At 57.2% G+C, this 18,644-nt stretch carries 29 protein-coding genes and 1 tRNA gene; 21 read left to right on the top strand and 9 right to left on the bottom strand.

Annotated features, from left to right (window positions below; translation table 11 throughout):
* Complete coding sequence (locus tag AC19YS_RS20690) at window positions 1-750, top strand: carbon-nitrogen hydrolase family protein (protein WP_367242695.1); 750 nt, start codon at window positions 1-3, stop codon at window positions 748-750.
* Window positions 751-1,197, top strand: coding sequence for a GNAT family N-acetyltransferase (locus AC19YS_RS20685; protein WP_179607268.1), 447 nt, complete (start codon window positions 751-753; stop codon window positions 1,195-1,197).
* Window positions 1,198-1,232: 35 nt separating this feature from the next.
* On the opposite strand, the gene AC19YS_RS20680 is transcribed toward AC19YS_RS20685, so the two are convergent.
* A complete protein-coding gene (locus tag AC19YS_RS20680) occupies window positions 1,233-1,472 on the bottom strand; it encodes a DNA-binding protein (protein ID WP_106579986.1) in 240 nt (79 codons plus the stop codon).
* An 81-nt stretch (window positions 1,473-1,553) separates the two neighbouring features.
* Here AC19YS_RS20680 and AC19YS_RS20675 point away from each other — a divergent pair, with 81 nt between their 5' ends.
* From AC19YS_RS20675 to AC19YS_RS20640, 8 genes are all read left to right on the top strand, one after another.
* The gene (locus AC19YS_RS20675) at window positions 1,554-1,919 is read left to right on the top strand and encodes a helix-turn-helix domain-containing protein (protein WP_200624936.1); all 366 of its coding nucleotides are present in this window, start codon (window positions 1,554-1,556) and stop codon (window positions 1,917-1,919) included.
* Window positions 1,920-2,070: 151 nt separating this feature from the next.
* Entirely contained in the window at window positions 2,071-2,712 is a 642-nt protein-coding gene (gene gacA, locus AC19YS_RS20670; protein WP_003190387.1) for a response regulator transcription factor GacA, read from the top strand.
* 1 nt (window position 2,713) lies between these two features.
* Window positions 2,714-4,537 (top strand): excinuclease ABC subunit UvrC, encoded by a 1,824-nt coding sequence (uvrC, locus tag AC19YS_RS20665; RefSeq protein WP_119735477.1) that lies wholly within the window; start codon window positions 2,714-2,716, stop codon window positions 4,535-4,537.
* 32 nt (window positions 4,538-4,569) lie between these two features.
* Window positions 4,570-5,130: a CDP-diacylglycerol--glycerol-3-phosphate 3-phosphatidyltransferase gene (gene pgsA / locus AC19YS_RS20660; RefSeq protein WP_003232771.1), complete on the top strand. Its 561-nt coding sequence runs from the start codon at window positions 4,570-4,572 to the stop codon at window positions 5,128-5,130.
* A gap of 63 nt (window positions 5,131-5,193) precedes the next feature.
* A tRNA-Gly gene (locus AC19YS_RS20655) sits at window positions 5,194-5,269 on the top strand.
* Window positions 5,270-5,458: 189 nt separating this feature from the next.
* A complete protein-coding gene (locus tag AC19YS_RS20650) occupies window positions 5,459-5,758 on the top strand; it encodes a hypothetical protein (protein ID WP_106579989.1) in 300 nt (99 codons plus the stop codon).
* Window positions 5,759-6,143: 385 nt separating this feature from the next.
* Window positions 6,144-6,968, top strand: coding sequence for a DUF4113 domain-containing protein (locus tag AC19YS_RS20645; RefSeq protein WP_500602531.1), 825 nt, complete (start codon window positions 6,144-6,146; stop codon window positions 6,966-6,968).
* 156 nt (window positions 6,969-7,124) lie between these two features.
* Window positions 7,125-7,490, top strand: a complete 366-nt coding sequence (locus AC19YS_RS20640) for a histone-like nucleoid-structuring protein, MvaT/MvaU family (RefSeq protein WP_106579992.1) — start codon at window positions 7,125-7,127, stop codon at window positions 7,488-7,490.
* A gap of 41 nt (window positions 7,491-7,531) precedes the next feature.
* Here AC19YS_RS20640 and AC19YS_RS20635 read toward each other — a convergent pair whose 3' ends face one another.
* The gene (locus AC19YS_RS20635) at window positions 7,532-7,675 is read right to left on the bottom strand and encodes a DUF2256 domain-containing protein (RefSeq protein WP_500602530.1); all 144 of its coding nucleotides are present in this window, start codon (window positions 7,673-7,675) and stop codon (window positions 7,532-7,534) included.
* 305 nt (window positions 7,676-7,980) lie between these two features.
* Here AC19YS_RS20635 and AC19YS_RS20630 point away from each other — a divergent pair, with 305 nt between their 5' ends.
* Together AC19YS_RS20630 and AC19YS_RS20625 are read left to right on the top strand one after the other, a co-directional pair.
* Window positions 7,981-8,391 carry a phosphate-starvation-inducible PsiE family protein gene (locus AC19YS_RS20630; protein ID WP_106580017.1) on the top strand — a complete coding sequence of 137 codons (411 nt, stop codon included), beginning with the start codon at window positions 7,981-7,983 and terminating at the stop codon, window positions 8,389-8,391.
* Window positions 8,392-8,636: 245 nt separating this feature from the next.
* Entirely contained in the window at window positions 8,637-9,095 is a 459-nt protein-coding gene (locus AC19YS_RS20625; RefSeq protein ID WP_106579994.1) for an Hsp20 family protein, read from the top strand.
* A 60-nt stretch (window positions 9,096-9,155) separates the two neighbouring features.
* Here AC19YS_RS20625 and AC19YS_RS20620 read toward each other — a convergent pair whose 3' ends face one another.
* Complete coding sequence (locus tag AC19YS_RS20620) at window positions 9,156-9,920, bottom strand: OBAP family protein (RefSeq protein WP_500602529.1); 765 nt, start codon at window positions 9,918-9,920, stop codon at window positions 9,156-9,158.
* A 231-nt stretch (window positions 9,921-10,151) separates the two neighbouring features.
* A complete protein-coding gene (locus AC19YS_RS20615) occupies window positions 10,152-10,826 on the bottom strand; it encodes an HAD family hydrolase (protein WP_179607270.1) in 675 nt (224 codons plus the stop codon).
* A 391-nt stretch (window positions 10,827-11,217) separates the two neighbouring features.
* Between AC19YS_RS20615 and AC19YS_RS20610 the strand changes: the two genes are divergently transcribed.
* The 4 genes from AC19YS_RS20610 to AC19YS_RS20595 all read left to right on the top strand — a co-directional run bounded on the left by AC19YS_RS20610 (window position 11,218) and on the right by AC19YS_RS20595 (window position 13,921).
* A complete protein-coding gene (locus AC19YS_RS20610; protein WP_500602594.1) occupies window positions 11,218-11,499 on the top strand; it encodes a hypothetical protein in 282 nt (93 codons plus the stop codon).
* Between the two features lie 189 nt (window positions 11,500-11,688).
* On the top strand, window positions 11,689-11,874 hold the full coding sequence (locus AC19YS_RS20605) for a hypothetical protein (RefSeq protein ID WP_500602528.1): 186 nt from the start codon (window positions 11,689-11,691) through the stop codon (window positions 11,872-11,874).
* 118 nt (window positions 11,875-11,992) lie between these two features.
* On the top strand, window positions 11,993-12,838 hold the full coding sequence (locus AC19YS_RS20600) for a DNA/RNA non-specific endonuclease (RefSeq protein ID WP_124417022.1): 846 nt from the start codon (window positions 11,993-11,995) through the stop codon (window positions 12,836-12,838).
* 156 nt (window positions 12,839-12,994) lie between these two features.
* A complete protein-coding gene (locus AC19YS_RS20595; RefSeq protein ID WP_500602527.1) occupies window positions 12,995-13,921 on the top strand; it encodes an NADP-dependent oxidoreductase in 927 nt (308 codons plus the stop codon).
* Window positions 13,922-14,155: 234 nt separating this feature from the next.
* On the opposite strand, the gene AC19YS_RS20590 is transcribed toward AC19YS_RS20595, so the two are convergent.
* The 4 genes from AC19YS_RS20590 to AC19YS_RS20575 all read right to left on the bottom strand — a co-directional run bounded on the left by AC19YS_RS20590 (window position 14,156) and on the right by AC19YS_RS20575 (window position 15,633).
* Window positions 14,156-14,395 (bottom strand): hypothetical protein, encoded by a 240-nt coding sequence (locus tag AC19YS_RS20590; protein WP_119735472.1) that lies wholly within the window; start codon window positions 14,393-14,395, stop codon window positions 14,156-14,158.
* Window positions 14,392-14,649, bottom strand: coding sequence for a DUF6555 family protein (locus tag AC19YS_RS20585; RefSeq protein WP_106580000.1), 258 nt, complete (start codon window positions 14,647-14,649; stop codon window positions 14,392-14,394). Before AC19YS_RS20585 ends, AC19YS_RS20590 begins: the two co-directional genes overlap by 4 nt.
* A gap of 100 nt (window positions 14,650-14,749) precedes the next feature.
* Entirely contained in the window at window positions 14,750-15,031 is a 282-nt protein-coding gene (locus tag AC19YS_RS20580; RefSeq protein ID WP_106580001.1) for a hypothetical protein, read from the bottom strand.
* Between the two features lie 59 nt (window positions 15,032-15,090).
* Window positions 15,091-15,633 carry a cupin gene (locus AC19YS_RS20575; RefSeq protein ID WP_500602526.1) on the bottom strand — a complete coding sequence of 181 codons (543 nt, stop codon included), beginning with the start codon at window positions 15,631-15,633 and terminating at the stop codon, window positions 15,091-15,093.
* A 170-nt stretch (window positions 15,634-15,803) separates the two neighbouring features.
* Here AC19YS_RS20575 and AC19YS_RS20570 point away from each other — a divergent pair, with 170 nt between their 5' ends.
* Both AC19YS_RS20570 and AC19YS_RS20565 read left to right on the top strand, forming a co-directional pair.
* The gene (locus AC19YS_RS20570; protein WP_500602525.1) at window positions 15,804-16,514 is read left to right on the top strand and encodes a glycosyltransferase family 2 protein; all 711 of its coding nucleotides are present in this window, start codon (window positions 15,804-15,806) and stop codon (window positions 16,512-16,514) included.
* A 6-nt stretch (window positions 16,515-16,520) separates the two neighbouring features.
* Window positions 16,521-16,766, top strand: coding sequence for a hypothetical protein (locus AC19YS_RS20565; RefSeq protein ID WP_500602523.1), 246 nt, complete (start codon window positions 16,521-16,523; stop codon window positions 16,764-16,766).
* A gap of 6 nt (window positions 16,767-16,772) precedes the next feature.
* Here AC19YS_RS20565 and AC19YS_RS20560 read toward each other — a convergent pair whose 3' ends face one another.
* A complete protein-coding gene (locus AC19YS_RS20560) occupies window positions 16,773-17,009 on the bottom strand; it encodes a hypothetical protein (RefSeq protein ID WP_106580003.1) in 237 nt (78 codons plus the stop codon).
* 213 nt (window positions 17,010-17,222) lie between these two features.
* Between AC19YS_RS20560 and AC19YS_RS20555 the strand changes: the two genes are divergently transcribed.
* The 3 genes from AC19YS_RS20555 (at window position 17,223) to AC19YS_RS20545 (ending at window position 18,569) form a co-directional block, all read left to right on the top strand.
* On the top strand, window positions 17,223-18,062 hold the full coding sequence (locus tag AC19YS_RS20555; RefSeq protein WP_234452670.1) for an SDR family oxidoreductase: 840 nt from the start codon (window positions 17,223-17,225) through the stop codon (window positions 18,060-18,062).
* Window positions 18,063-18,113: 51 nt separating this feature from the next.
* A complete protein-coding gene (locus tag AC19YS_RS20550; RefSeq protein ID WP_177410134.1) occupies window positions 18,114-18,263 on the top strand; it encodes a hypothetical protein in 150 nt (49 codons plus the stop codon).
* 72 nt (window positions 18,264-18,335) lie between these two features.
* On the top strand, window positions 18,336-18,569 hold the full coding sequence (locus tag AC19YS_RS20545; protein ID WP_119735468.1) for a hypothetical protein: 234 nt from the start codon (window positions 18,336-18,338) through the stop codon (window positions 18,567-18,569).
* Window positions 18,570-18,644: the final 75 nt, after the last annotated feature.

Genomic DNA, 18,644 nt, shown 5'->3' with positions numbered 1-18,644 from the left:
ATGACTGCCTTGACCCTTGCTGCTGCTCAGACCACTTCAATCGCAGGCGATGTGCCGGCCAATATCCAGCGGCACTTGGCGTTTATGCAGGTGGCGGCGGAGCACGGTGTGCAGTTACTGGTGTTTCCAGAGCTGTCGTTGACCGGCTACGAGCCGGCGCTGGCCGCTGAACTGGCGATGGCGCCAGAGGATGCACGGCTTGCGCCATTGCGTGAGAAGGCGCAGGCGCTGCAATTGACGGCGGTGGTGGGGATGCCGATCCGTTTGGCGCCCGGGGCGGGCGTGTTGATCGGCGCGCTGGTGTTGGCGGCGGACGGGGCGCTGGCGGTCTACACCAAGCAGCATTTGCATGCGGGTGAAGACGTGGCGTTCGTCGCAGGGCAGGGCGGTGCCGCCCTCGAATGGGCGGATGATCGTATTGCGCTGGCGGTTTGCGCAGACTTTTCCCACGCCAGCCACCCACGTGAGGCCGCGCAGGCCGGCGCCAATGTGTACGCCGCCGGCGTGTTGATCAGCGAGGGTGGCTACGCCGCAGACAGCGCGCTGCTCCAGGAGTATGCCGCCGAACATCGCATGCTGGTGTTGATGGCCAACCATGGCGGACCTTCAGGCGGCTGGGCCTGCGCAGGGCGCAGCGCCATCTGGGCCGCGGACGGCAGCGTGCTGGCCGCCGCACCGGGCACTGGCGACGCGTTGGTGCTTGCCCGCCGCGATGGCGGCCACTGGTCTGGCCACGTGGTTGCCCTGTAAATGACGTTTCACCTGCGCGCCGCGACTGGCGATGACTTGCCATTCGCACGGAGGCTGACCTACCAAGCCATGGGCGGCTACTACCTGCAATACGGTCTTGTGTGGTCTGACTATGGCTTTGATGTGGGCTGGGGAAGCCGCGAGAACTGGATGATCTGCAAGGACGACGCAGTGCTGGGGTTTATCAGCCTGAGCCGTGACAACAATGCTCTGTACATTCGCGAATTGCACTTGTCCGAAAACCACCGCAAGCAGGGCGCAGGCAGCTGGGTACTCGAGCAGATGGCGCTCAAGGCGCGTGAACAGGGACTGGGTCTTTTACGCTTGACGGTGTTCAAAACCAATCCGGCGCGCAGGTTGTATCAGCGCCTGGGGTTGAGCATCGTAGGGGAAGAGGGTTGCTTCTGGCGCATGGAGCGCGAGTGTCAGGCAGGTCCATCGGACTAAAACAGGCACGTCTTGCCAATAGGCGCATACTGCGGTTAGGAAACGATTTCCGGGTCGCGGTTCAGGGCCACGGGCTCATCCACGATAATCCCTTCTTTCATGCCCAACAGGACCGCCACCTTGTGGGCTTCCCCACGCCGTCCTTTTTTACGCCCAGCGAGCACTTGATAGGTCGTGGCCGGATCAACGCCGTGCTCACGGGCAAACGCTTGAACTGACTTTCCTTGATGTTCCAGCCAGGCCTTGGCTTGTGCAGCAGTGCGAATACCGGGCATAGTTCAAAACCGTTCAAGTTTGTTTAAAACGAGATGAGTGTGTCACCTCTTGGGGTGTGCCAGACAGGATCATACATCCAAATGAGTGGAATCGGTTCGCGTTTAAGACAGGAAAGAGAACGTCTTGGCCTGTCACAGAAAGTTTTTGGTGAAATCGGCGGCGTTGAAGCAAATGCCCAGGGCAAATACGAGAGCGGTGGCCGCGCACCCAAGGCGGACTACCTGTCACGCGTGGCTCAGCGTGGTGTAGATGTTTTATATGTGCTGACGGGAAGCCCGACGCCTATCCAGCTGAAAAACCTCAGTCAGCTGGAAGAAAAAATCCTGGAAAACTACCGGGTGATGCTCAAGGAAGATCAGGACGCTATCCGCCGACTGACCTCCACACTGGCGGAACACTCCGTGTCGCAGAACGGAAAACACAAGTCGGCTCTCACGCAAAGCTGACCTTTTGCTCAGTAAAATCGGCTGTCTGGCGCAAGTCGGGCACCGATGGCGTGCGTAAACTCTATATATATGACGCTTGCAGCTAGGTCTGCGCCCTGGTTTTTTGCTAAGGTGTTCAGCAACCTATAAGACCATATCGCGAGGTGTCTGCTTGATTAGGGTGCTAGTAGTCGATGACCATGATCTCGTTCGTACAGGCATTACACGAATGCTGGCTGACATCGATGGCCTGCAAGTAGTCGGTCAGGCCGAGTCAGGGGAGGAGTCCCTGATCAAGGCCCGGGAGTTGAAACCCGATGTGGTTTTGATGGACGTCAAGATGCCTGGGATCGGCGGTCTTGGCGCCACTACCAAATTGTTGCGCAGCCATCCGGACATTAAAGTCGTGGTGGTGACCGTGTGTGAGGAAGACCCTTTTCCTACACGTCTGCTGCAGGCAGGCGCGGCCGGTTACCTGACCAAAGGTGCGGGCCTGGCGGAGATGGTGCAAGCCATTCGCCTGGTATTTGCCGGCCAGCGTTATATCAGCCCGCAGATTGCCCAACAGTTGGCTATCAAATCTTTCCAGCCCACCAGCGACTCGCCGTTTGATGCGCTGTCGGAGCGGGAAATCCAGATTGCCTTGATGATCGTCGGCTGCCAGAAAGTGCAGACGATTTCCGACAAGCTTTGCCTGTCGCCCAAAACCGTTAACACCTACCGCTATCGCATTTTCGAGAAGCTCGCCATCAGCAGTGATGTTGAATTGACCCTGCTCGCGGTGCGCCACGGCATGGTGGACGCCAGCGCCTGACATGACCACACCGTTTGATCCAAGTGCCTTTCTCTCAACCTGCAGTGGCCGCCCCGGCGTGTACCGCATGTTCGACAGCGAGGCACGCCTGCTTTACGTGGGCAAAGCCAAGAACCTGAAAAACCGTCTGGCGAGCTACTTTCGCAAGACCGGCCTGGCGACGAAAACCGCTGCCTTGGTGGCGCGTATCGCCCAGGTTGAAACCACCATCACCGCCAATGAAACCGAAGCGCTGTTGCTTGAGCAGACGCTGATCAAGGAATGGCGGCCGCCCTACAACATTCTGCTGCGTGACGATAAATCCTACCCCTACGTGTTTTTATCCGACGGCAATTTCCCGCGGCTGAGCATTCACCGCGGCGCGAAGAAGCAGAAGGGCAAGTATTTCGGGCCGTACCCCAGCGCGGGTGCAATCCGCGAAAGCCTGAGCCTGCTGCAAAAGACCTTTTTTGTGCGCCAGTGCGAAGACAGTTTCTACAAGAACCGCACGCGGCCTTGCCTGCAGTACCAGATCAAGCGCTGCAAGGCGCCTTGTGTCGGCCTGGTTGATCCGGCGGAGTACGCCGAGGATGTGCGCCATTCGGTGATGTTCCTTGAAGGGCGCAGCAATGCGCTCACCGATGAACTCTCCGGCGCCATGGAACAAGCTGCCAGTACGCTGGATTTCGAGCGGGCCGCCGAGTTGCGCGACCAGATCTCTCTGTTGCGCCGTGTCCAGGACCAGCAAAGCATGGAGGGCGGCAACGGCGACGTCGATGTCATCGCCGCCTTCGTCAACCCGGGCGGCGCCTGTGTGCATTTGATCAGCGTGCGTGGCGGGCGAGTGCTGGGCAGCAAGAACTTCTTCCCGCAAACCGGGATCGACGAGGAAGTGGCTGAAGTCATGGCCGCCTTCCTCGGTCAGTACTACGTCAGCAGCCCCGAGCGCGATCTGCCCTCGGAGTTGATCGTCAACGTGGTGCATGAAGACTTCCCCACACTGATCGAGGCCATCCATGAGTTGCGCGGCCGTGAGCTGGACATCAGCCATCGCGTGCGCGGTACCCGCGCCCGTTGGCAGCAACTGGCGGTCACAAACGCCGAGCAGGCCCTGAGTGCGCGTCTGGCCAATCGGCAGCATGTGGCCGCACGCTTTGACGCCTTGGCTGAAGTCCTTAACCTGGACGAGCCGCCGCAACGGCTGGAGTGTTACGACATCAGCCACTCCAGCGGCGAAGCCACCGTGGCGTCCTGTGTGGTGTTCGGGCCGGAAGGGCCGATCAAATCCGATTACCGGCGCTACAACATCGAAGGCGTTACCGCCGGCGATGACTACGCCGCGATGCACCAGGCCCTGACGCGACGCTTCAGCAAGTTGAAGGACGGAGAGGGCAAACTGCCGGATATCCTCCTGGTGGACGGCGGCAAGGGCCAGCTGTCCATGGCCCGTGACGTGCTCAACGAACTGGCCGTGCCCGACCTGATCCTGCTCGGCGTGGCCAAGGGCGCCACGCGCAAGGCCGGTTTCGAGACGTTGTACTTGAATGATGCCGCCCATGAGTTCACCTTGAAGGGCGACTCACCCGCGCTGCACCTGATTCAACAGATCCGTGACGAGGCCCACCGTTTTGCCATTACTGGCCACCGTGCCCGTCGCGGCAAAACCCGTCGAACCTCAACCCTGGAAGGGGTGGCGGGCGTTGGCCCGACACGCCGCCGCGACCTGCTAAAACATTTTGGTGGCTTGCAGGAGCTGTCCCGTGCCAGCATTGACGAAATAGCCAAAGCACCCGGTATCAGTAAAAAGCTCGCTGAGTTGATTTATGCAAACCTGCACAGCGAATAGAATGCCTTCTCACCTCGTAGCCAGTTGTGCCGATGAATATCCCTAATCTGATTACCGTTCTACGCGTCCTGCTCATTCCGATTTTCATTTTGTTGTTCTATTTGCCGTACGAATGGAGCTATGCCGCCTCCAGTTCAGTGTTTGCCTTTGCAGCCGCAACCGACTGGCTTGACGGCTACCTAGCACGTCGCCTGGAACAGAGCACGCCCTTTGGCGCGTTCCTTGATCCGGTGGCCGACAAGCTGATGGTGGCTGTCGCCCTGGTCCTGTTGGTGCAGGAGCACGGCAACCTGTGGCTGACGCTGCCGGCCGCGGTGATCATCGGCCGCGAAATCGTCGTCTCGGCCCTGCGCGAATGGATGGCCGAAATCGGCGCGCGCGCCCACGTGGCGGTCTCCAACATGGGCAAATGGAAAACCGCTGCGCAAATGCTCGCATTGGTGATCCTGCTGGCCAATCCATCGGACTTCTCCTTCTGGGTGCTCACGGGCTACGCCTTGCTGCTGATCGCCGCGGGCCTGACGTTGTGGTCCATGCTTCAGTATTTGCGTGCCGCCTGGCCACATCTGCGCACCACCGTTGAAAAGAAATAAAACTTTTTTGAATCAAGGGGTTGACGGGCGTTCTGGATTCTATAGAATGCACACCACCAAGACGCGGGAATAGCTCAGTTGGTAGAGCACGACCTTGCCAAGGTCGGGGTCGCGAGTTCGAGTCTCGTTTCCCGCTCCAAATACAAAGAAAAAGCCACTCAATAGAGTGGCTTTTTTTTGCCTGGGATTTACGCAATAGACGCTTCGGCGTCTTTTTTCGTTTGGCGCGTGGTCTGCCACCCTGGGTGCGGTTGAACTGCTGACGCCGGGAACGACCCACTGCGCCTGCAAGTCTATCTGTATCTACTCATCGGTAAGGTACAGCGCAATGGACAACACAATCACCGTGGATCAACTGGCGACCGCCGATCTTGGATCAATCAACGAGATATGGCTGGGCGAGACGCATACCCAGCTGTGCCTATGGCGTGGCGAACAAGTCTTCTCTCACGAAATGATGAGCGAGGGCACGCACGACCAGAATGTCCGACGCCTATGCGTGCAGTTGGTCAATCCTGACGATCAGGCTGCAGTGGCCAGCGTTGAGTCAATTGTGCGCGAACGGTTGAAAAAGATGGGGAAGGAGGGCGAGTTTTATCCGGCTGAAGAGGCGGACACTCACCAGTAGTCAGTTTGAAGCCCAGAAGTGTCGGCCAGTCATGATGGGCCTCAGACGTTAGATGAGCACCCATGGCTGGATAGGCTTGGCGATGTCCGTTAATTGGCCGCTGACGGCTGCGAAAATTGCGAAAGCAGTCACTTCACCCATGAGCAACATGCTGAACTTGTCATCCGGTGGCACAAGCAGTACACGAGCGCCAGGGCGCAGTATTAGGGTAATTAACCCTTACGCCGAAATCATGCATCTGCGAACGTCAACTTCGCATCGATAACGATTAATCGTGAGTCAAACCAGATCCTGTCGTGGCGTGGAAATGGATCTTCCTCTGACAATCCTGAAAGTTTAGGGTTGCTCACTCAATCGAGTAACACCCTGGAGCAGGCCAAGGACTATGGATATCGAATTTCGCGGTAATGGCATGCGTGAGAACCCGTCTGTAGGTACGTGCGATGAGTGCGGTGTGAGTGGGCTGACCAGCGTTGAGGACCTGACCGAAGCGCGTCGCTGGATTGCTGAGCTACACCCAGGCTTTAAACCTCTGTTCTCGCTCGATGATCTGCACCAAGCCCGCTACACCTCGGGCCATGTGCGCAATAACCTGGGGATGGATGATGCAACGGAGCGGGACATCGCTGGCCTGCCTCCTGAGTGCTTCGAGCAGGGTCTATACCTAGGCTATCCGACGACGAAAGCGGAGTTCGCAATCTGCCTGCGCAATTTCACACGCCTGGTTGCGGGCACGTCTTTCGAAGATGCGTGCGCTCATGGTTTGACGCTGGATGAGCAGGCCCTGCAGGCGTGGATCGGTTACCAGAACAACCCGGTTGCTCTTCTAGAGCAACCCCTATCAGCGCTGCTGGTGCCCGTTGAGCAGTCTTGCCAGGCACTCGCGGCTTTTCCGAATGGCTATTTCACTTGCGATCTGGACCCTGCGAAAAACTGTGCAGTTGCGCGCCATTTCTCTGAAGCGCATGGCTATGAGTTGATGGGCGTGGGGGCGTCATACCTGGGCTTCATTTGTGCGGCGCCGCTTGATATGTCGCGCGCTGACGCCGTTGCCAAAGACTTCTGTGCGCTCTACAACGGCCGGTGGGGCAGGGGGACGATGCGCTTGGCCGGCGTGCCTATCGATCCAGATTGGGGCATGCGAAGAGAGATGATGAGCCAAAGCTTCACGACCCGTGTCGATCAGCTTTGGACTGTTTACTGTCGGTAAGTACGGTTTAGGCACGGGAGTCTATTCTCTCAGTAGCTGAACTCACTCTTTCTATGGGATTGAGTTCATGACCCCGGACGTGTGTCGACAGGTTTACCCGTTCATGCAGGTGTCTTTTTTGGTGTAACGTAACAACACATCTAGAAGAGGTTTCCAATGTCTAAACTCGCAGAATTTCGTCAACTCGAAAAACACCTTGCTGAGCAACTCCAGGCGCTCGAAGCGCTGAAAGGCGACGCCGGCCTCAAGAAAGAAATTGAATTCGAAACCAAACTTCGCGATTTGCTCGCAAAGTATGGCTATAGCCTCAAAGACGTGATCAACCTGCTTGATCCACAATCCAAGGGCCGCGCTACTGCACCGGCGCCAAAAACGGGCACTCGCAAAGCTCGTCAGGTGAAGGTTTATAAAAACCCGCACACTGGAGAAACCATTGAAACCAAAGGTGGTAATCACAAAGGCTTGAAAGAGTGGAAGAGCAAGCACGGCGCTGACACAGTTGAGTCTTGGCTGACCAAGTAAACTCCGCGTGAACACAAAAAGGGCTTAAAGAGCCCTTTTTTTTATTCAGTTTTTGGTGATTTGCTGCGTCTGCAGCGCTCCGAGCAATAGCGAACTTCGTCCCAGCAACGGGCCCATTTCTTTCGCCATGTGAAAGGAAACCCACAGGTAGCGCAGGTTTTGACGGGAAGCTCTGACTTTTTCAAGAGGCGTCCTTGATATTAAGTTTGTGTGCCCCTACTTGGTCAAACCGTGCAACGGTGGGCATCTTAACCCGCCGGTGTTTGTCTACCCAGCAGGTAAATTGGATTCGGCTCATTGCACCCAGAGGCATATCAAGTGCAGACCAACAGGCTTGAAACTCAAGGCAATCGCTATCTTTTCACAAACTGACTTCGAGCGTCTTACATAAGTCCTCCAAGACAAGAGGAGAGAGGTCGTGTCTAAGCTTCATCCAGAAAATCGTGAGAATAATTCGACATTCAAAAACTTTAAAATCCAGTGGGCTTTGATGAGCGCCTATGAACGCTTCGAGCAACTGGTGGTGCTGGCGCTGAGTCTGATCATTGCGCTGGTAATCGTTATCGCCGTGTTGCAGCTTTGCAGGAATGTAGTACCCCTTCTGATAGGGGGAGCCATTGATCCGCTGGATCACAACGCATTCCAAGCACTATTCGGCTCCATTTTCACGGTACTGATCGCCTTGGAGTTCAAGCATTCGATAGTACGGCCCGCCCTCAGGCGAAACAGCGTCGTGCAGGTGAGAACGGTGCTGATGATTGCATTGCTGGCCCTGAGCCGAAAATTTGTCATCCTGGATTCGGCCGTCACTCCGGCTTCGACCATCGCGGCGCTAGGTTTCGCGACGTTGGTACTGGGCCTGCTTTGCTGGCTTTTGCGGCACCGCGACCTGTCTGAGTAGCAAGCTACTGTCCCTGAGCCGCTGACGAATTCGCTCGCTGCAGGCGCGTTCTGCCGAGAGGAAATCGGTTCAGACCTGCGCCTGCCTGGGGCGGTGTGCACAGGGCTTAACCCGAGAATTTGAGTTGGAAAATTTTTTCCGGGATGCCCTTGAAAATGTTTTGGACGTACCTATTTTCGGTTTTACGCGATGCCGCAAACGGGTCGCGTCTTAAATCACTTGGAGAAAACTCAGGAGATTTTACTATGGCTACTACTCTTTCTTTGGCCCCTCTGTTTCGTCAGTCTGTGGGTTTTGATCGCTTCAACGACCTGTTTGAATCGGCGCTTCGTAGCGAGGCTGGTAATACCTATCCACCTCATAACGTCGAGAAACACGGTGATGATCAATACCGCATCGTGATTGCAGTGGCGGGTCTTACTGAGGAGGACATAGACATTCAGGTTGAAAACGGCGTACTGAACGTTTCTGGTGGAAAACGTGAAAGCGACGAGAAGGTGACTTACCTTCACCAGGGCATCGCGCAACGGGCCTTCCGCTTGTCCTTCCGGCTGGCTGACCATATCGAAGTGCAAGGCGCATCGCTCACCCATGGTCTGCTGGCAATCGAGCTGCTTCGCGTGATTCCCGAAGAAGCCAAGCCAAAACGCATCCAGATCGGTACGGCCAGCAAGCCAGAACAGCGTCAAGTAAGCCTGCAATAATTCCATTTGAGGCGCTCTTCGGAGCGCCTTTTTCTTATCAGCATTTAATGGGCGATGACGTCAGTGCTGATGCGGCGTGTTTGTCGGATCCGCTATCTGGAACACCTTGCCCTGACGCCACGCATCTGCGCCTGGCGCAACGGCGGGGGCCGGTATGTCCGCTCGCGCTGTGTGCTTTTGCGCGCTATCGACGCCGAATCGACGATCCCGATCTGCAACCATCTGAGGATCTGCCTGCCCATCTGCGGTGAAACCCATCATGAGCTGAGGCACGCCCAGAGGCAGGTCTTTATTGAGGTCGGTATGCCAGGTATGCCACGTCTTGCCGTAGGTATGGACGAGCTTTTCCATCAATGCATGCTCAGCTACTTCAGGAATCCCGGGCGCTATCAGCTGACCTGATTTCACCTCGTGAACATGACTGTGCCAAAGCGCTTGCTCGGCTTTGGGCAAACCGGCAAATAAGTGTTCGCTGATGATGTACTCGACACCCATCAGCTTGGCGTCCTTGCGATTGCCATCGTAGATCACACACTGGATGACTTCCTCGTTGAGGATGGCGCAGTAATGGTGGGCCTCCATCTGTGCATTCATGTGGCCGTTATAAAAATGAAAGCCATCCAGGTACGCGTTCAATGCGTCTATCGGCGGGCGTGATTGAAGCAGTGCCGCGCCGGCGTCCAGGGACTGGGTAGTGGGCGATTTGGTCTCCCCCGGCGCGACGACGTTAGAGGGCGAGTTATTGCTCGCACAGGCGGCGAGCAATGGCGCCAACACCGCCGCGCACAGCGTGTTGATCCTATAGGGTTTGCAGATTGCGCTCATTGGAGAGTCCCTTCAGTCGATTTGATTAAGTGCCTGCCGTGCGGCTTGAACAGCTGTTCGGCACACCATTCGATTACAGCGATTTGGATATCCACCGAGCAGCGAAAACTCTATTTGCGCAGACAGTGCCGAGGTAGGCGGTGGCCGGTGACGGTGCATCAGCGACGCATCAGCGCTCAAGGGCGAAAGAGCGTCAGGCCGCTGTTAAAAACCTGGATGGATTGTGGGAAATCAAGGCCTGGATGCGACTTCCTCTAAATGCTGCAAAAGATCTTGCGGGTCCTCGTACACCCTCAGCGCTCCCGCTCTTTCAAGCTCGCTGATGTCGTAGCCGCCTGAAAGCAAGCCGACGCCTGTCGCTTTGCAACGCCTTGCCGCAAGCATGTCCCATATGGCATCGCCCACTACGACACAATCCTCAATCGGTACATCGAGCTTGCGCGCCGCGGCAAGGAAAAGATCTGGATCCGGCTTGCCGTATTTAACATCGTCGCGGGTGATTATATTGATCGCGTTAATATCCAAGCCAAGCGCTTCTAAATTGATCCTGGCAGTAGACAAACCGCCGCTGGTAGCGATACACCACTTTATATTGTCTTCAGTCAGGGTTTTTAATAACTCGACTGACCCTGGAAGTGCCGTTATCTGGCCTTTGAGCGCCTCGTACGCAGCAGCATGTTTGTTACTTAATGCCGCGCCTTGCGCTTCAGTAATGGTTACACCGGTTTCACGCGACAGGGTCTTTAACATGAGCCCTCCGCTCATACCGATCTTGCGGTGAATGCGCCACATAGCCAGCGGAATGCCCTCGGAATCAAGTGCCTCTTTCCACGCCGCTACGTTTTGGTAAACGCTGTCGGTGAGCGTGCCATCGAGGTCGAATATAAATGATGTCTGAGGTCGCATGGAAAGTCTCCAGGTTGATAACTGTAATGTTCGTGACGGGTATTTCATTATCAGCCGGGCCCGGTGTAACGCGGTGCCCATTGGCTGTTTCCCTTCATTCAAATCTTGGCGCATACCGTTCTGAAACGTGAGGCCGCCACGCGTTCATTATTTCGTCTACAGCGGGGTGTGTTCACACCACACCTGCTGCCAACCAGCAGAGATTGCTCGCCGTTGTACTGTGCGGTCCCGATACGAGGCTGCTGAAAACCTGGATGAGAAAGACGAAACCAAAATCGGTCAGTCGATTTCGACGCAGCAAAAATTTGAACCGTCGCTGAACACGCTTACCTAACGATTAGCTTGTGACGAATTGCACAGGCGATTTGCCAATATCGGCATACTCCGAGAGGTGGGCAACGTGGCTAAAGACGAGAAGAAAAGCAAAGGTGACGCTTCGAAAGCCAGCAAGGAATTGAAAGACAAAAAGTCCTCACCCGCAAAGAAATCCGCAGCAGCATCGGCTCTTTCAAAGTCTTCCGAGAAGAAAGGCAAGAAAAAAGAGGCCGAACCAAAGAAGTCTGTAAAAGCCGAACCGAAGAAATCTGTAAAAAAAGCGGACAGCAAGCCAGAAAAGGCGAAGACGTCAGAAAAATCTGAGAAGTCAGAGAAGTCGTCGAAAAAGAAGAAGTGAGACCTGCTAGGGCTTTATGCCCTAGCTTCTTCACACGGGTTTGTCTTCGATAAAGGCTTGGGCGCTAGCGCTTTGGGCCGCGAGGCTGCACGGCGGCGGCTCAAAAAGCCGCTCGCCAACACCGAGTTGCCATCCCATCACGCAGGGCTCCCTGCAAATAAACGGCCTGCGGTTGCAGCGTCGGTTTCCATGAACGCCATCAACCTATCCACGGCAGTCGGTAACGTGATGACGAGCCTACAGTTCCCGCCTGCAGCGCTATTCACCGCTGAGCCTATTGCCTCGATGACTACCTGGTTTTTTTGCTTGGCAGCGCTGAATGACGTCAACGCCTGGTACGGCGCAATGTCGAATCCGTTTTTGCTGGAAACCTGAAAGCCTTCCTCATATTGAAATGTTTAAAGTGGTTTAATGTTTATGTCGACCCGCGATGGAATCGCAATGGTCGGCTTTCCATTGACCTCTGTTATTGATTCACCCAAGGAGCTACACCATGCAAGGAAGTATGAAGTTCAAGCACCTCGCGTTTCTGTTGATCCCGCTCGTTGCCGCCTGTACCACACCGGATAGAAACCGCGAATCGGCAGCCATTGCCCAGCCGCAACCACAGCAGGCATTGCCGTTCGACAATTGCGCGGTGGGCTGTCCGGCCGGCGGAAGCCCTCTGACGTTGAACCGTCAGGCCTACACGCTGAACAACAACGGCTCGACCAAGTTTGCCAACTGGGTCTCGTACAAAATCACCAAGGACACCCCGGCGAGCGGACGCCCGCGCGACTGGAAGACGGATCCGGACATTCCGGCCGGGGAAACGCTCGACCCGGTGGATTACAACGGCGCGAACGTCGCGCTTAAAGTCGACCGTGGCCATCAGGCCAACCTCGCCTCCATGGCGGGCGTGCCTGACTGGCAGACGCTCAATTATTTGTCCAACATCACCCCGCAGAAGTCCGACCTTAACCAGGGGCCCTGGGCGCATCTTGAAGATCAGGAGCGCAACCTCAGCAAACAGGCGGGCGTCGACCAGGTGTATGTCAGCACCGGGCCGCTGTATGAGCATTTTGTCGGCACGCTGCCGGGCACAAACAAGGTGCACACCATTCCCAGTGGCTACTGGAAAATCATCTTTGTCGGCAGCTCGCCCGAAAACGGTGTGTACGCATCGTTTGTGATGAACCAGGAGACGCCCAAAGGCGCCAACTTCTGTGACTACCAGGTGACCGTAAACCAAATCGAAGAGCGTTCAGGGCTGACCTTCTGGAGTAATTTGCCGCAGTCGGTGCAGGCTGCGCTGAAAGCGAAGCAGGGCCAGTTGCCGGGCCGTATCGGTTGTAAATAACCCCCACACGAAGCGCCTATGCGGAGCAAACCGCGTAGGCGCTTTCGCAGGGCAGCCCGAACCGTTGGTCTGCATAACCCAACACCCACTGAACCCCAGGTTGCCGACAGTCCTCCACACCCCTGTATGTTCTGAAAAGACAATGAGGTGTTTGGCATGAAAGCAATCAGGATTGAGCAGTTCGGCGGCCCCGAGGTCATGCAGCTACGCGATGTCGACGTGCCAGAACCGAAAACGGGCGAAGTGCTCGTAAAGAATTTTTTTGTGGGTATCAACCCGGTGGACTACAAGATTCGCCAGGGCCAATACCCCGAGGTCAAGCAGGACAAACTGCCGTTGACCCTGGGCCGTGAAGTGGCCGGTGTGGTCGAGAAGGTCGGGCAGGGTGTCAGTGATTTCAAACCGGGCGACCGGGTCTTTGCAATGATCGGCGTCGATGGCGGCTACGCCGAATACGCCCGCGTGCCTGCCGCGCATCTGGCGCGCATTCCGGCCGCGCTCGATTGGCCGGTCGCCGCCGGTGTGCCGCTGGCAGGCCATACCGCCTGGCAGGCGTTGGTGGAGCATGGTCACATCGAGCAGGGGCAAAAGGTCTTGATCCACGGTGGCACCGGCGGTGTGGGGCACTTCGCCGTTCAATTTGCCAAGGTCAAGGGCGCCCAGGTCTACGCCACGGCCTCCACCGAAAGCCTGGCGTTTTTGCGTGAGCTGGGCGTGGACCGTGCGATTGACTACAAGACCGAGCGTTTCGAAGACATCTGCAAGGACTTTGACCTGGTCATCGACTTGATTGGCGGCGATACGCAAGCGCGCTCATGGCAGGTGCTGGGCGAGGGCGGGCGGCTGGTGTCGACCCTGACCCAGCCCGATGCCCATCATCCGCAGGCCACGGGCAAGACCGGTACGCGGTTTACGGCTGCGCCACGTGGCGAAGAGTTGACCGAAATTGCCGGGTTGATCGAGGCCGGCAATGTGCAGGTCTATATCGCCAGGCAGTTCGAGCTGGCGGCGGCAGTAGAGGCATTGGACTTTTTGGCCAACGGGCATGTGCACGGCAAGGTTGTCCTGCACGTGAGCGATTGAGGCGGCTGCATGAGCGATCATTTGAAGCCACCTGAAGGCGCCCCTGCCGGGCAGAAAGTACGCCCCGAGACGGCGAAACGAAGTGACACGTCTGAAGATCCGAATGTCGTCCGGCCCTGGAAGCCTGATGTCAATCAGGGCGCGGTTGCCCCCGGCGGACCGTCGAAGGATCCAGAGTCGGGTGCATGAGGCCAGCAAGCCAGCCAGCCCTGCCGTGACAGGGCTGGCGACTGACTAGTTGCGCATCGCCTGCTGTATTCGCATCCATTCTTGATGCGCGGCGGCGCGTTGTCTGTCGGCGGTCTGCTTGGCCTGACTGAAGCGTGCCCAGGTCGCCGTGTCACCGCTGTAGGACTCGATGATGTTGTAGGCCGCCGCTTCGAGTCGATCGGCCTCGAAAAACATCTCGGTGGTGTGCGCGATTTGGTCATCCCACGCCTGTCTCGTGGAATATTGAAGGGTTTGACTAGTCATTGCGTAAGTTCCTCCATCCATTGAATCTCTGCGGCGCTGTTCCAGCGCACGTGAGTAATTCCATATTGCTCCGCCATCGGCCTGGAAACGCGCTTGAGCGTGTTCTGGCCAAATTTGGGTATCACTGCGACGCCGGCGTCGCAGCTGGCCCAGTGCCAGGCCTGGGCGTTGTCCATCTGCGGCGCGCGAACGATGAAAGACTTCGGCACGCCGTGCAGCTGATACTCGATGGTAAATAGATCGCTCGCTTTCATGAGGCCTCCTGTTGCTCATGAAGTACAGATATTTGGCGTCAAAAAAAATTCAAAAAATTGTCCGACAATTCGATGACCGTGCCGGCGACCCTCGCGCGTGTCAGTCGTCCACGGTAAACGTCACCCAACCTGGGCCGTCATTCGCTCTTTCGATTTCCATAATGACGCCGCCAATCGAGGCGCCGTCCGGCAGGTTGACCGCGACAAAGTTGGGGTGACCGGGCCATTGCAGGGGCTTGTCGAAGCTCAGGCGCGCAATCGTCGGCTTGCCGCTGCTGGTCAATTGGATGTTCACCGACTCATTCAGGTGTTCGTCTGAGCGGGTGCCCAGGTGACGTGATGCAGTAATGACGCTGGCAATACCTTGATAATCGTAGGACATGACGGGCTACCTTCTGTAGTGACTGCGAATTCAACAGTGTCGATTTTCGACCCTCTTGTTCATTCGATAGTTGCGCGCTGGGCAGACCAATGTGTGCAGACCGCGCCTGCGTCACCCTGAACCGGGTCTTGCTGTGGAAACGCCAGGCCAGCAATGCGCTGCAGTTGCGCGTCGCTCGGTGCCTCGCGGCCTATATCTGCGTGCTGACCGGGCGGGTAGGCGCCAACCACCAGAAAGTCTTCACTGCAACCGAGATTGCAGTGACCGGTACCGGCGGGAAGCAACAGCACGTCGCCTTGCTTCACCGACACCACGTGGCCATTGGGTCCGCCGAGTATCAAGCGCGCATGACCACAAGCGATGCCCAACACCTCATGCCCTTCGCAATGGTAGTGGTGGTAGTCGTAGACCCCGTCCCGCCATTGGGGCGGCCAGCCGTGTGCCAAAAACGTCTGCTCAAACAGCGCAGCCGGATCACTTCCGGTTACGCGGATGGCGTTCGGGTAAATGATCACCGGCAAGCGCGGGTTGTTCGGCACCCAGCCGTTGCGGTCGAGCAGCAAGGTCTTGAACGTACCTGCCGATGGATGCGCGTTCTTCATGCCGTGTTCTCCTGCGCTTAATAACGATGCAAAGCCCCCAGAGCGCCAGTGTGGCGCGCCGATAAACAATCTGAGCGGCCAGGTCTAAGGGACGTTCCAGAAACTTTAAACCTTCGCGATAAGCGAGGTGTCGATAGCTGGAGACACTTCGCCAGGTAGAGGGAACGTCAATGATAGGGATTGTGATACCTGCCCATAACGAGCAAAGGCAAATCAGTGATTGCCTGGCTTCCGTGCTGCTTGCCATAGCGCACCCGGCGTTGCAAAACCAGCGCGTCGAGGTCCTCGTAGTGCTGGACGACTGCTCGGACCAAACGGGTGAGCGGGCAACCGCAATGGGCGTGGCAACGCTTGATGTCTGCTTTAGAAACGTCGGCCAGGCCAGGGCTGTCGGCGCAGAGCAGCTACTGGAGGCCGGTGCCCAATGGCTGGCCTTCACCGATGCCGATACCCTCGTGCCGCAGGATTGGCTGGTGCGTCAGCTCGCGTTCGGCGCCGACGCGGTGTGTGGCACCGTCGAAGTGGACAGCTGGAGCGAGTACGACGAAGTCGCACGTTCTCGATACCTTGCCCTCTACCAGTTTGTCGAAAACCATCGGCATATCCATGGCGCCAACCTGGGCCTGAGTGCAGACGCCTATCGCAACGCCGGTGGGTTTCAGCATTTGGTTGCTCACGAGGACGTGCGCCTGGTGGCTGACCTGGAAAGGACCGGTGCGCGGATTGCGTGGACGGCCACCAACCCGGTGATCACCAGTGCGCGCCGTGATTACAAATGTCGGGGCGGGTTCGGCGAATACCTGGCTTCGCTCATGCCTGGCACGGGCCACGCGGTCAGCGAGCCCAGTGCGAGTGCAAACGTCACGCTCGGGGCCGGGTGACCTCGAATGTTTATCGACTGGGTGCAATGGCCCGCGATGGTCGTGACGGTGATCTCGGCCTGGTTCATCGGGTCTCAACGGCCTGGCCGGCGCATGTTCGCGTTCTGGGGCTTCATCCTCAGCAACGCCTTATGGGTGGCCTGGGGATGGCACGCGAATGCCTACGCGCTGATCGTGCTCGAATGCACGCTGCTGGGCATGAACGCGCGTGGTTTCCGGAAAAATCTGCGCACCCACCGGGCTTCTGAATGACCCACCTTACTGATTCTGAAAGTTCTTTTTAAACCCGCGCAGGTTCATCAAGCCCAGGCAGATCTGCAGCACGATCAGCGCATAGGCGTCAGCGTAAGCGCCCCAGACAACCCACAGAACATTGCTCAAACAAAAGCACACGAACCCCGCCATTCTGCGCGAGGGGCGCTGAGAGCCGATCAGCCACGCCGCCAGAACCGTGACCAGCATTGCTGGCCACTGCACCCAATCCAGATCACTCAAATCCGCTTCCTTAATTGCCAGACCTTTAAATAGGAAGAGGGCGGTTGGGGTGAATGATTCAGTTTTTTTAACTCGCGTAGCGTCCTAACCACTCGTCAGCTATTGAGCCTAATAGTTGAACGAGCGCGGCTGCGCTCCGGCCAGATAAATCATGTGTGGACGAACAGCAGGCTTCGTCCGGCCACCGCTACCCATCATTCCCAGGAGCAAATCATGACAATTCTAGTGACCGGCGCAGGTACGGGTTTCGGCTATGAAGTAGCCCTCAGGCTGGCCAAAAAAGGCCTCGACGTGATTGCCGGCGTCGAGATCGTGGCCCAGGTGCATGCGCTGGAACAGGAAGCCCGCCGCCGGGGTGTCAACCTGCGTATCGAGAAGCTCGATGTCACGCACGAGGGCGACCGCTTAAGGGCTGCTGAATGGGACGTCGACGTGCTGCTCAACAACGCCGGTATTTCAGAAGGCGGCGCGACCGTGGACATTCCTGCTGAGCATTTGCGCCGTCAGTATGAGGTCAACGTGATTGGCCCATTGATGCTGACTCAGCTGATTGTGAAAAAAATGGTCTTGAAGAAAAAGGGCAAGGTCGTCTTCATGTCATCCGTTGCCGGCCTGACCGCCGACCCTTTCGCCGGCGCCTACGCGTCGTCCAAGCACGCCGTGGAGGCCATCGCCGAGTCGATGAGCCTTGAGCTCAAAGAGTTTGGCATCGAGGTGGCGACCGTCAACCCGGGGCCGTTTCTCACAGGCTTCAATGACCGCATGTTCGAAACCTGGAAAACCTGGCAAGACGAACCTTCCGAGCGCCTTTTCGACTACAGCAAATTGGCCTTTCCCCATGAGCAATACGACCCGGAGCCGGTCTTCGAGACCACTATCGGGGTGATTACCGGGGCTATCGACACCTATCGAAACGTTGAGCCCAAGGCAATCATTGACCAGCAGCGCAAGCAGATGGACTCGGCCTGGACGCGCAAGAGCAACGAAGGCCTGGGCAAGCGCGCGCAGCTGGTGCAGAAAGCCTATGACATCAAGCCAGGTACGCCGGTCTGACGCCTGGCAAGGCCTTGCGCTTTCACCCACCTCACTAACAGGTAGACGAAGATGAAGACGTTATACAGATGCTTGGGGCTGTGCAGTGTGTTGATGCTTCACGGCTGTTTTGACAGCGCCAATAACACCACCAAGGACAACACCAGCGGTAGCAAATCCTCGGTGCAGATGCAGGAAGGCAAGTCACAGGAAAGCCAGTAGATCCTGGGAGGGTCCGGGCTGTCGCGAGCAGCCTGGACTGCACCGCTTACAACGATAAAAACGGTGATTGCGATGAATTGCCTCATTTGTGTGGGGGCGGCCGAACGGGTTTCCTGCGACGGCCCCTGGGAAGAACGCGACTGCCCGGACTGCGGACGTTACCGGGTGGCAGACGAACTGATCCTGGCATTGATGGACAACGGCCAGATCTTCGATATCGCCAAAACGCGCGGCTGGTTGGACAGCCGGCGTTGCGAGGGCGCTACACCGTGCATTCAACTGCATGAGGCGCTGCTTGTGGTGTGAGGGGGACGGGCTTGAGACGCTGGGGTCTCGCCCTGTGTCACCGTCTGGTTGCAGACAGCTTTGCCGTGCCTCGCG

This window comes from Pseudomonas sp. MF08831 (assembly GCF_059862645.1).
This window is presented reverse-complemented; position numbering and strand designations above follow the sequence as displayed.

Excerpts from the sequence above, each read along its gene's own strand:
- AC19YS_RS20625 (WP_106579994.1), top strand. The coding sequence starts at position 8,637 with ATGGCTACTACTCTTTCTTTGGCCCCTCTGTTTCGTCAGTCTGTGGGT.
- AC19YS_RS20550 (WP_177410134.1), top strand. The coding sequence starts at position 18,114 with ATGAAGACGTTATACAGATGCTTGGGGCTGTGCAGTGTGTTGATGCTT.
- AC19YS_RS20580 (WP_106580001.1), bottom strand. The coding sequence starts at position 15,031 with ATGTCCTACGATTATCAAGGTATTGCCAGCGTCATTACTGCATCACGT.
- AC19YS_RS20640 (WP_106579992.1), top strand. The coding sequence starts at position 7,125 with ATGTCTAAACTCGCAGAATTTCGTCAACTCGAAAAACACCTTGCTGAG.
- AC19YS_RS20555 (WP_234452670.1), top strand. The coding sequence starts at position 17,223 with ATGACAATTCTAGTGACCGGCGCAGGTACGGGTTTCGGCTATGAAGTA.
- AC19YS_RS20630 (WP_106580017.1), top strand. The coding sequence starts at position 7,981 with ATGAGCGCCTATGAACGCTTCGAGCAACTGGTGGTGCTGGCGCTGAGT.
- AC19YS_RS20650 (WP_106579989.1), top strand. The coding sequence starts at position 5,459 with ATGGACAACACAATCACCGTGGATCAACTGGCGACCGCCGATCTTGGA.
- uvrC (WP_119735477.1), top strand. The coding sequence starts at position 2,714 with ATGACCACACCGTTTGATCCAAGTGCCTTTCTCTCAACCTGCAGTGGC.
- AC19YS_RS20615 (WP_179607270.1), bottom strand. The coding sequence starts at position 10,826 with ATGCGACCTCAGACATCATTTATATTCGACCTCGATGGCACGCTCACC.
- AC19YS_RS20620 (WP_500602529.1), bottom strand. The coding sequence starts at position 9,920 with ATGAGCGCAATCTGCAAACCCTATAGGATCAACACGCTGTGCGCGGCG.
- AC19YS_RS20605 (WP_500602528.1), top strand. The coding sequence starts at position 11,689 with ATGAACGCCATCAACCTATCCACGGCAGTCGGTAACGTGATGACGAGC.
- AC19YS_RS20590 (WP_119735472.1), bottom strand. The coding sequence starts at position 14,395 with ATGACTAGTCAAACCCTTCAATATTCCACGAGACAGGCGTGGGATGAC.
- AC19YS_RS20595 (WP_500602527.1), top strand. The coding sequence starts at position 12,995 with ATGAAAGCAATCAGGATTGAGCAGTTCGGCGGCCCCGAGGTCATGCAG.
- AC19YS_RS20585 (WP_106580000.1), bottom strand. The coding sequence starts at position 14,649 with ATGAAAGCGAGCGATCTATTTACCATCGAGTATCAGCTGCACGGCGTG.
- AC19YS_RS20545 (WP_119735468.1), top strand. The coding sequence starts at position 18,336 with ATGAATTGCCTCATTTGTGTGGGGGCGGCCGAACGGGTTTCCTGCGAC.
- AC19YS_RS20690 (WP_367242695.1), top strand. The coding sequence starts at position 1 with ATGACTGCCTTGACCCTTGCTGCTGCTCAGACCACTTCAATCGCAGGC.
- AC19YS_RS20565 (WP_500602523.1), top strand. The coding sequence starts at position 16,521 with ATGTTTATCGACTGGGTGCAATGGCCCGCGATGGTCGTGACGGTGATC.
- AC19YS_RS20645 (WP_500602531.1), top strand. The coding sequence starts at position 6,144 with ATGGATATCGAATTTCGCGGTAATGGCATGCGTGAGAACCCGTCTGTA.
- AC19YS_RS20570 (WP_500602525.1), top strand. The coding sequence starts at position 15,804 with ATGATAGGGATTGTGATACCTGCCCATAACGAGCAAAGGCAAATCAGT.
- AC19YS_RS20575 (WP_500602526.1), bottom strand. The coding sequence starts at position 15,633 with ATGAAGAACGCGCATCCATCGGCAGGTACGTTCAAGACCTTGCTGCTC.
- AC19YS_RS20600 (WP_124417022.1), top strand. The coding sequence starts at position 11,993 with ATGCAAGGAAGTATGAAGTTCAAGCACCTCGCGTTTCTGTTGATCCCG.
- pgsA (WP_003232771.1), top strand. The coding sequence starts at position 4,570 with ATGAATATCCCTAATCTGATTACCGTTCTACGCGTCCTGCTCATTCCG.
- AC19YS_RS20675 (WP_200624936.1), top strand. The coding sequence starts at position 1,554 with ATGAGTGGAATCGGTTCGCGTTTAAGACAGGAAAGAGAACGTCTTGGC.
- AC19YS_RS20680 (WP_106579986.1), bottom strand. The coding sequence starts at position 1,472 with ATGCCCGGTATTCGCACTGCTGCACAAGCCAAGGCCTGGCTGGAACAT.
- AC19YS_RS20685 (WP_179607268.1), top strand. The coding sequence starts at position 751 with ATGACGTTTCACCTGCGCGCCGCGACTGGCGATGACTTGCCATTCGCA.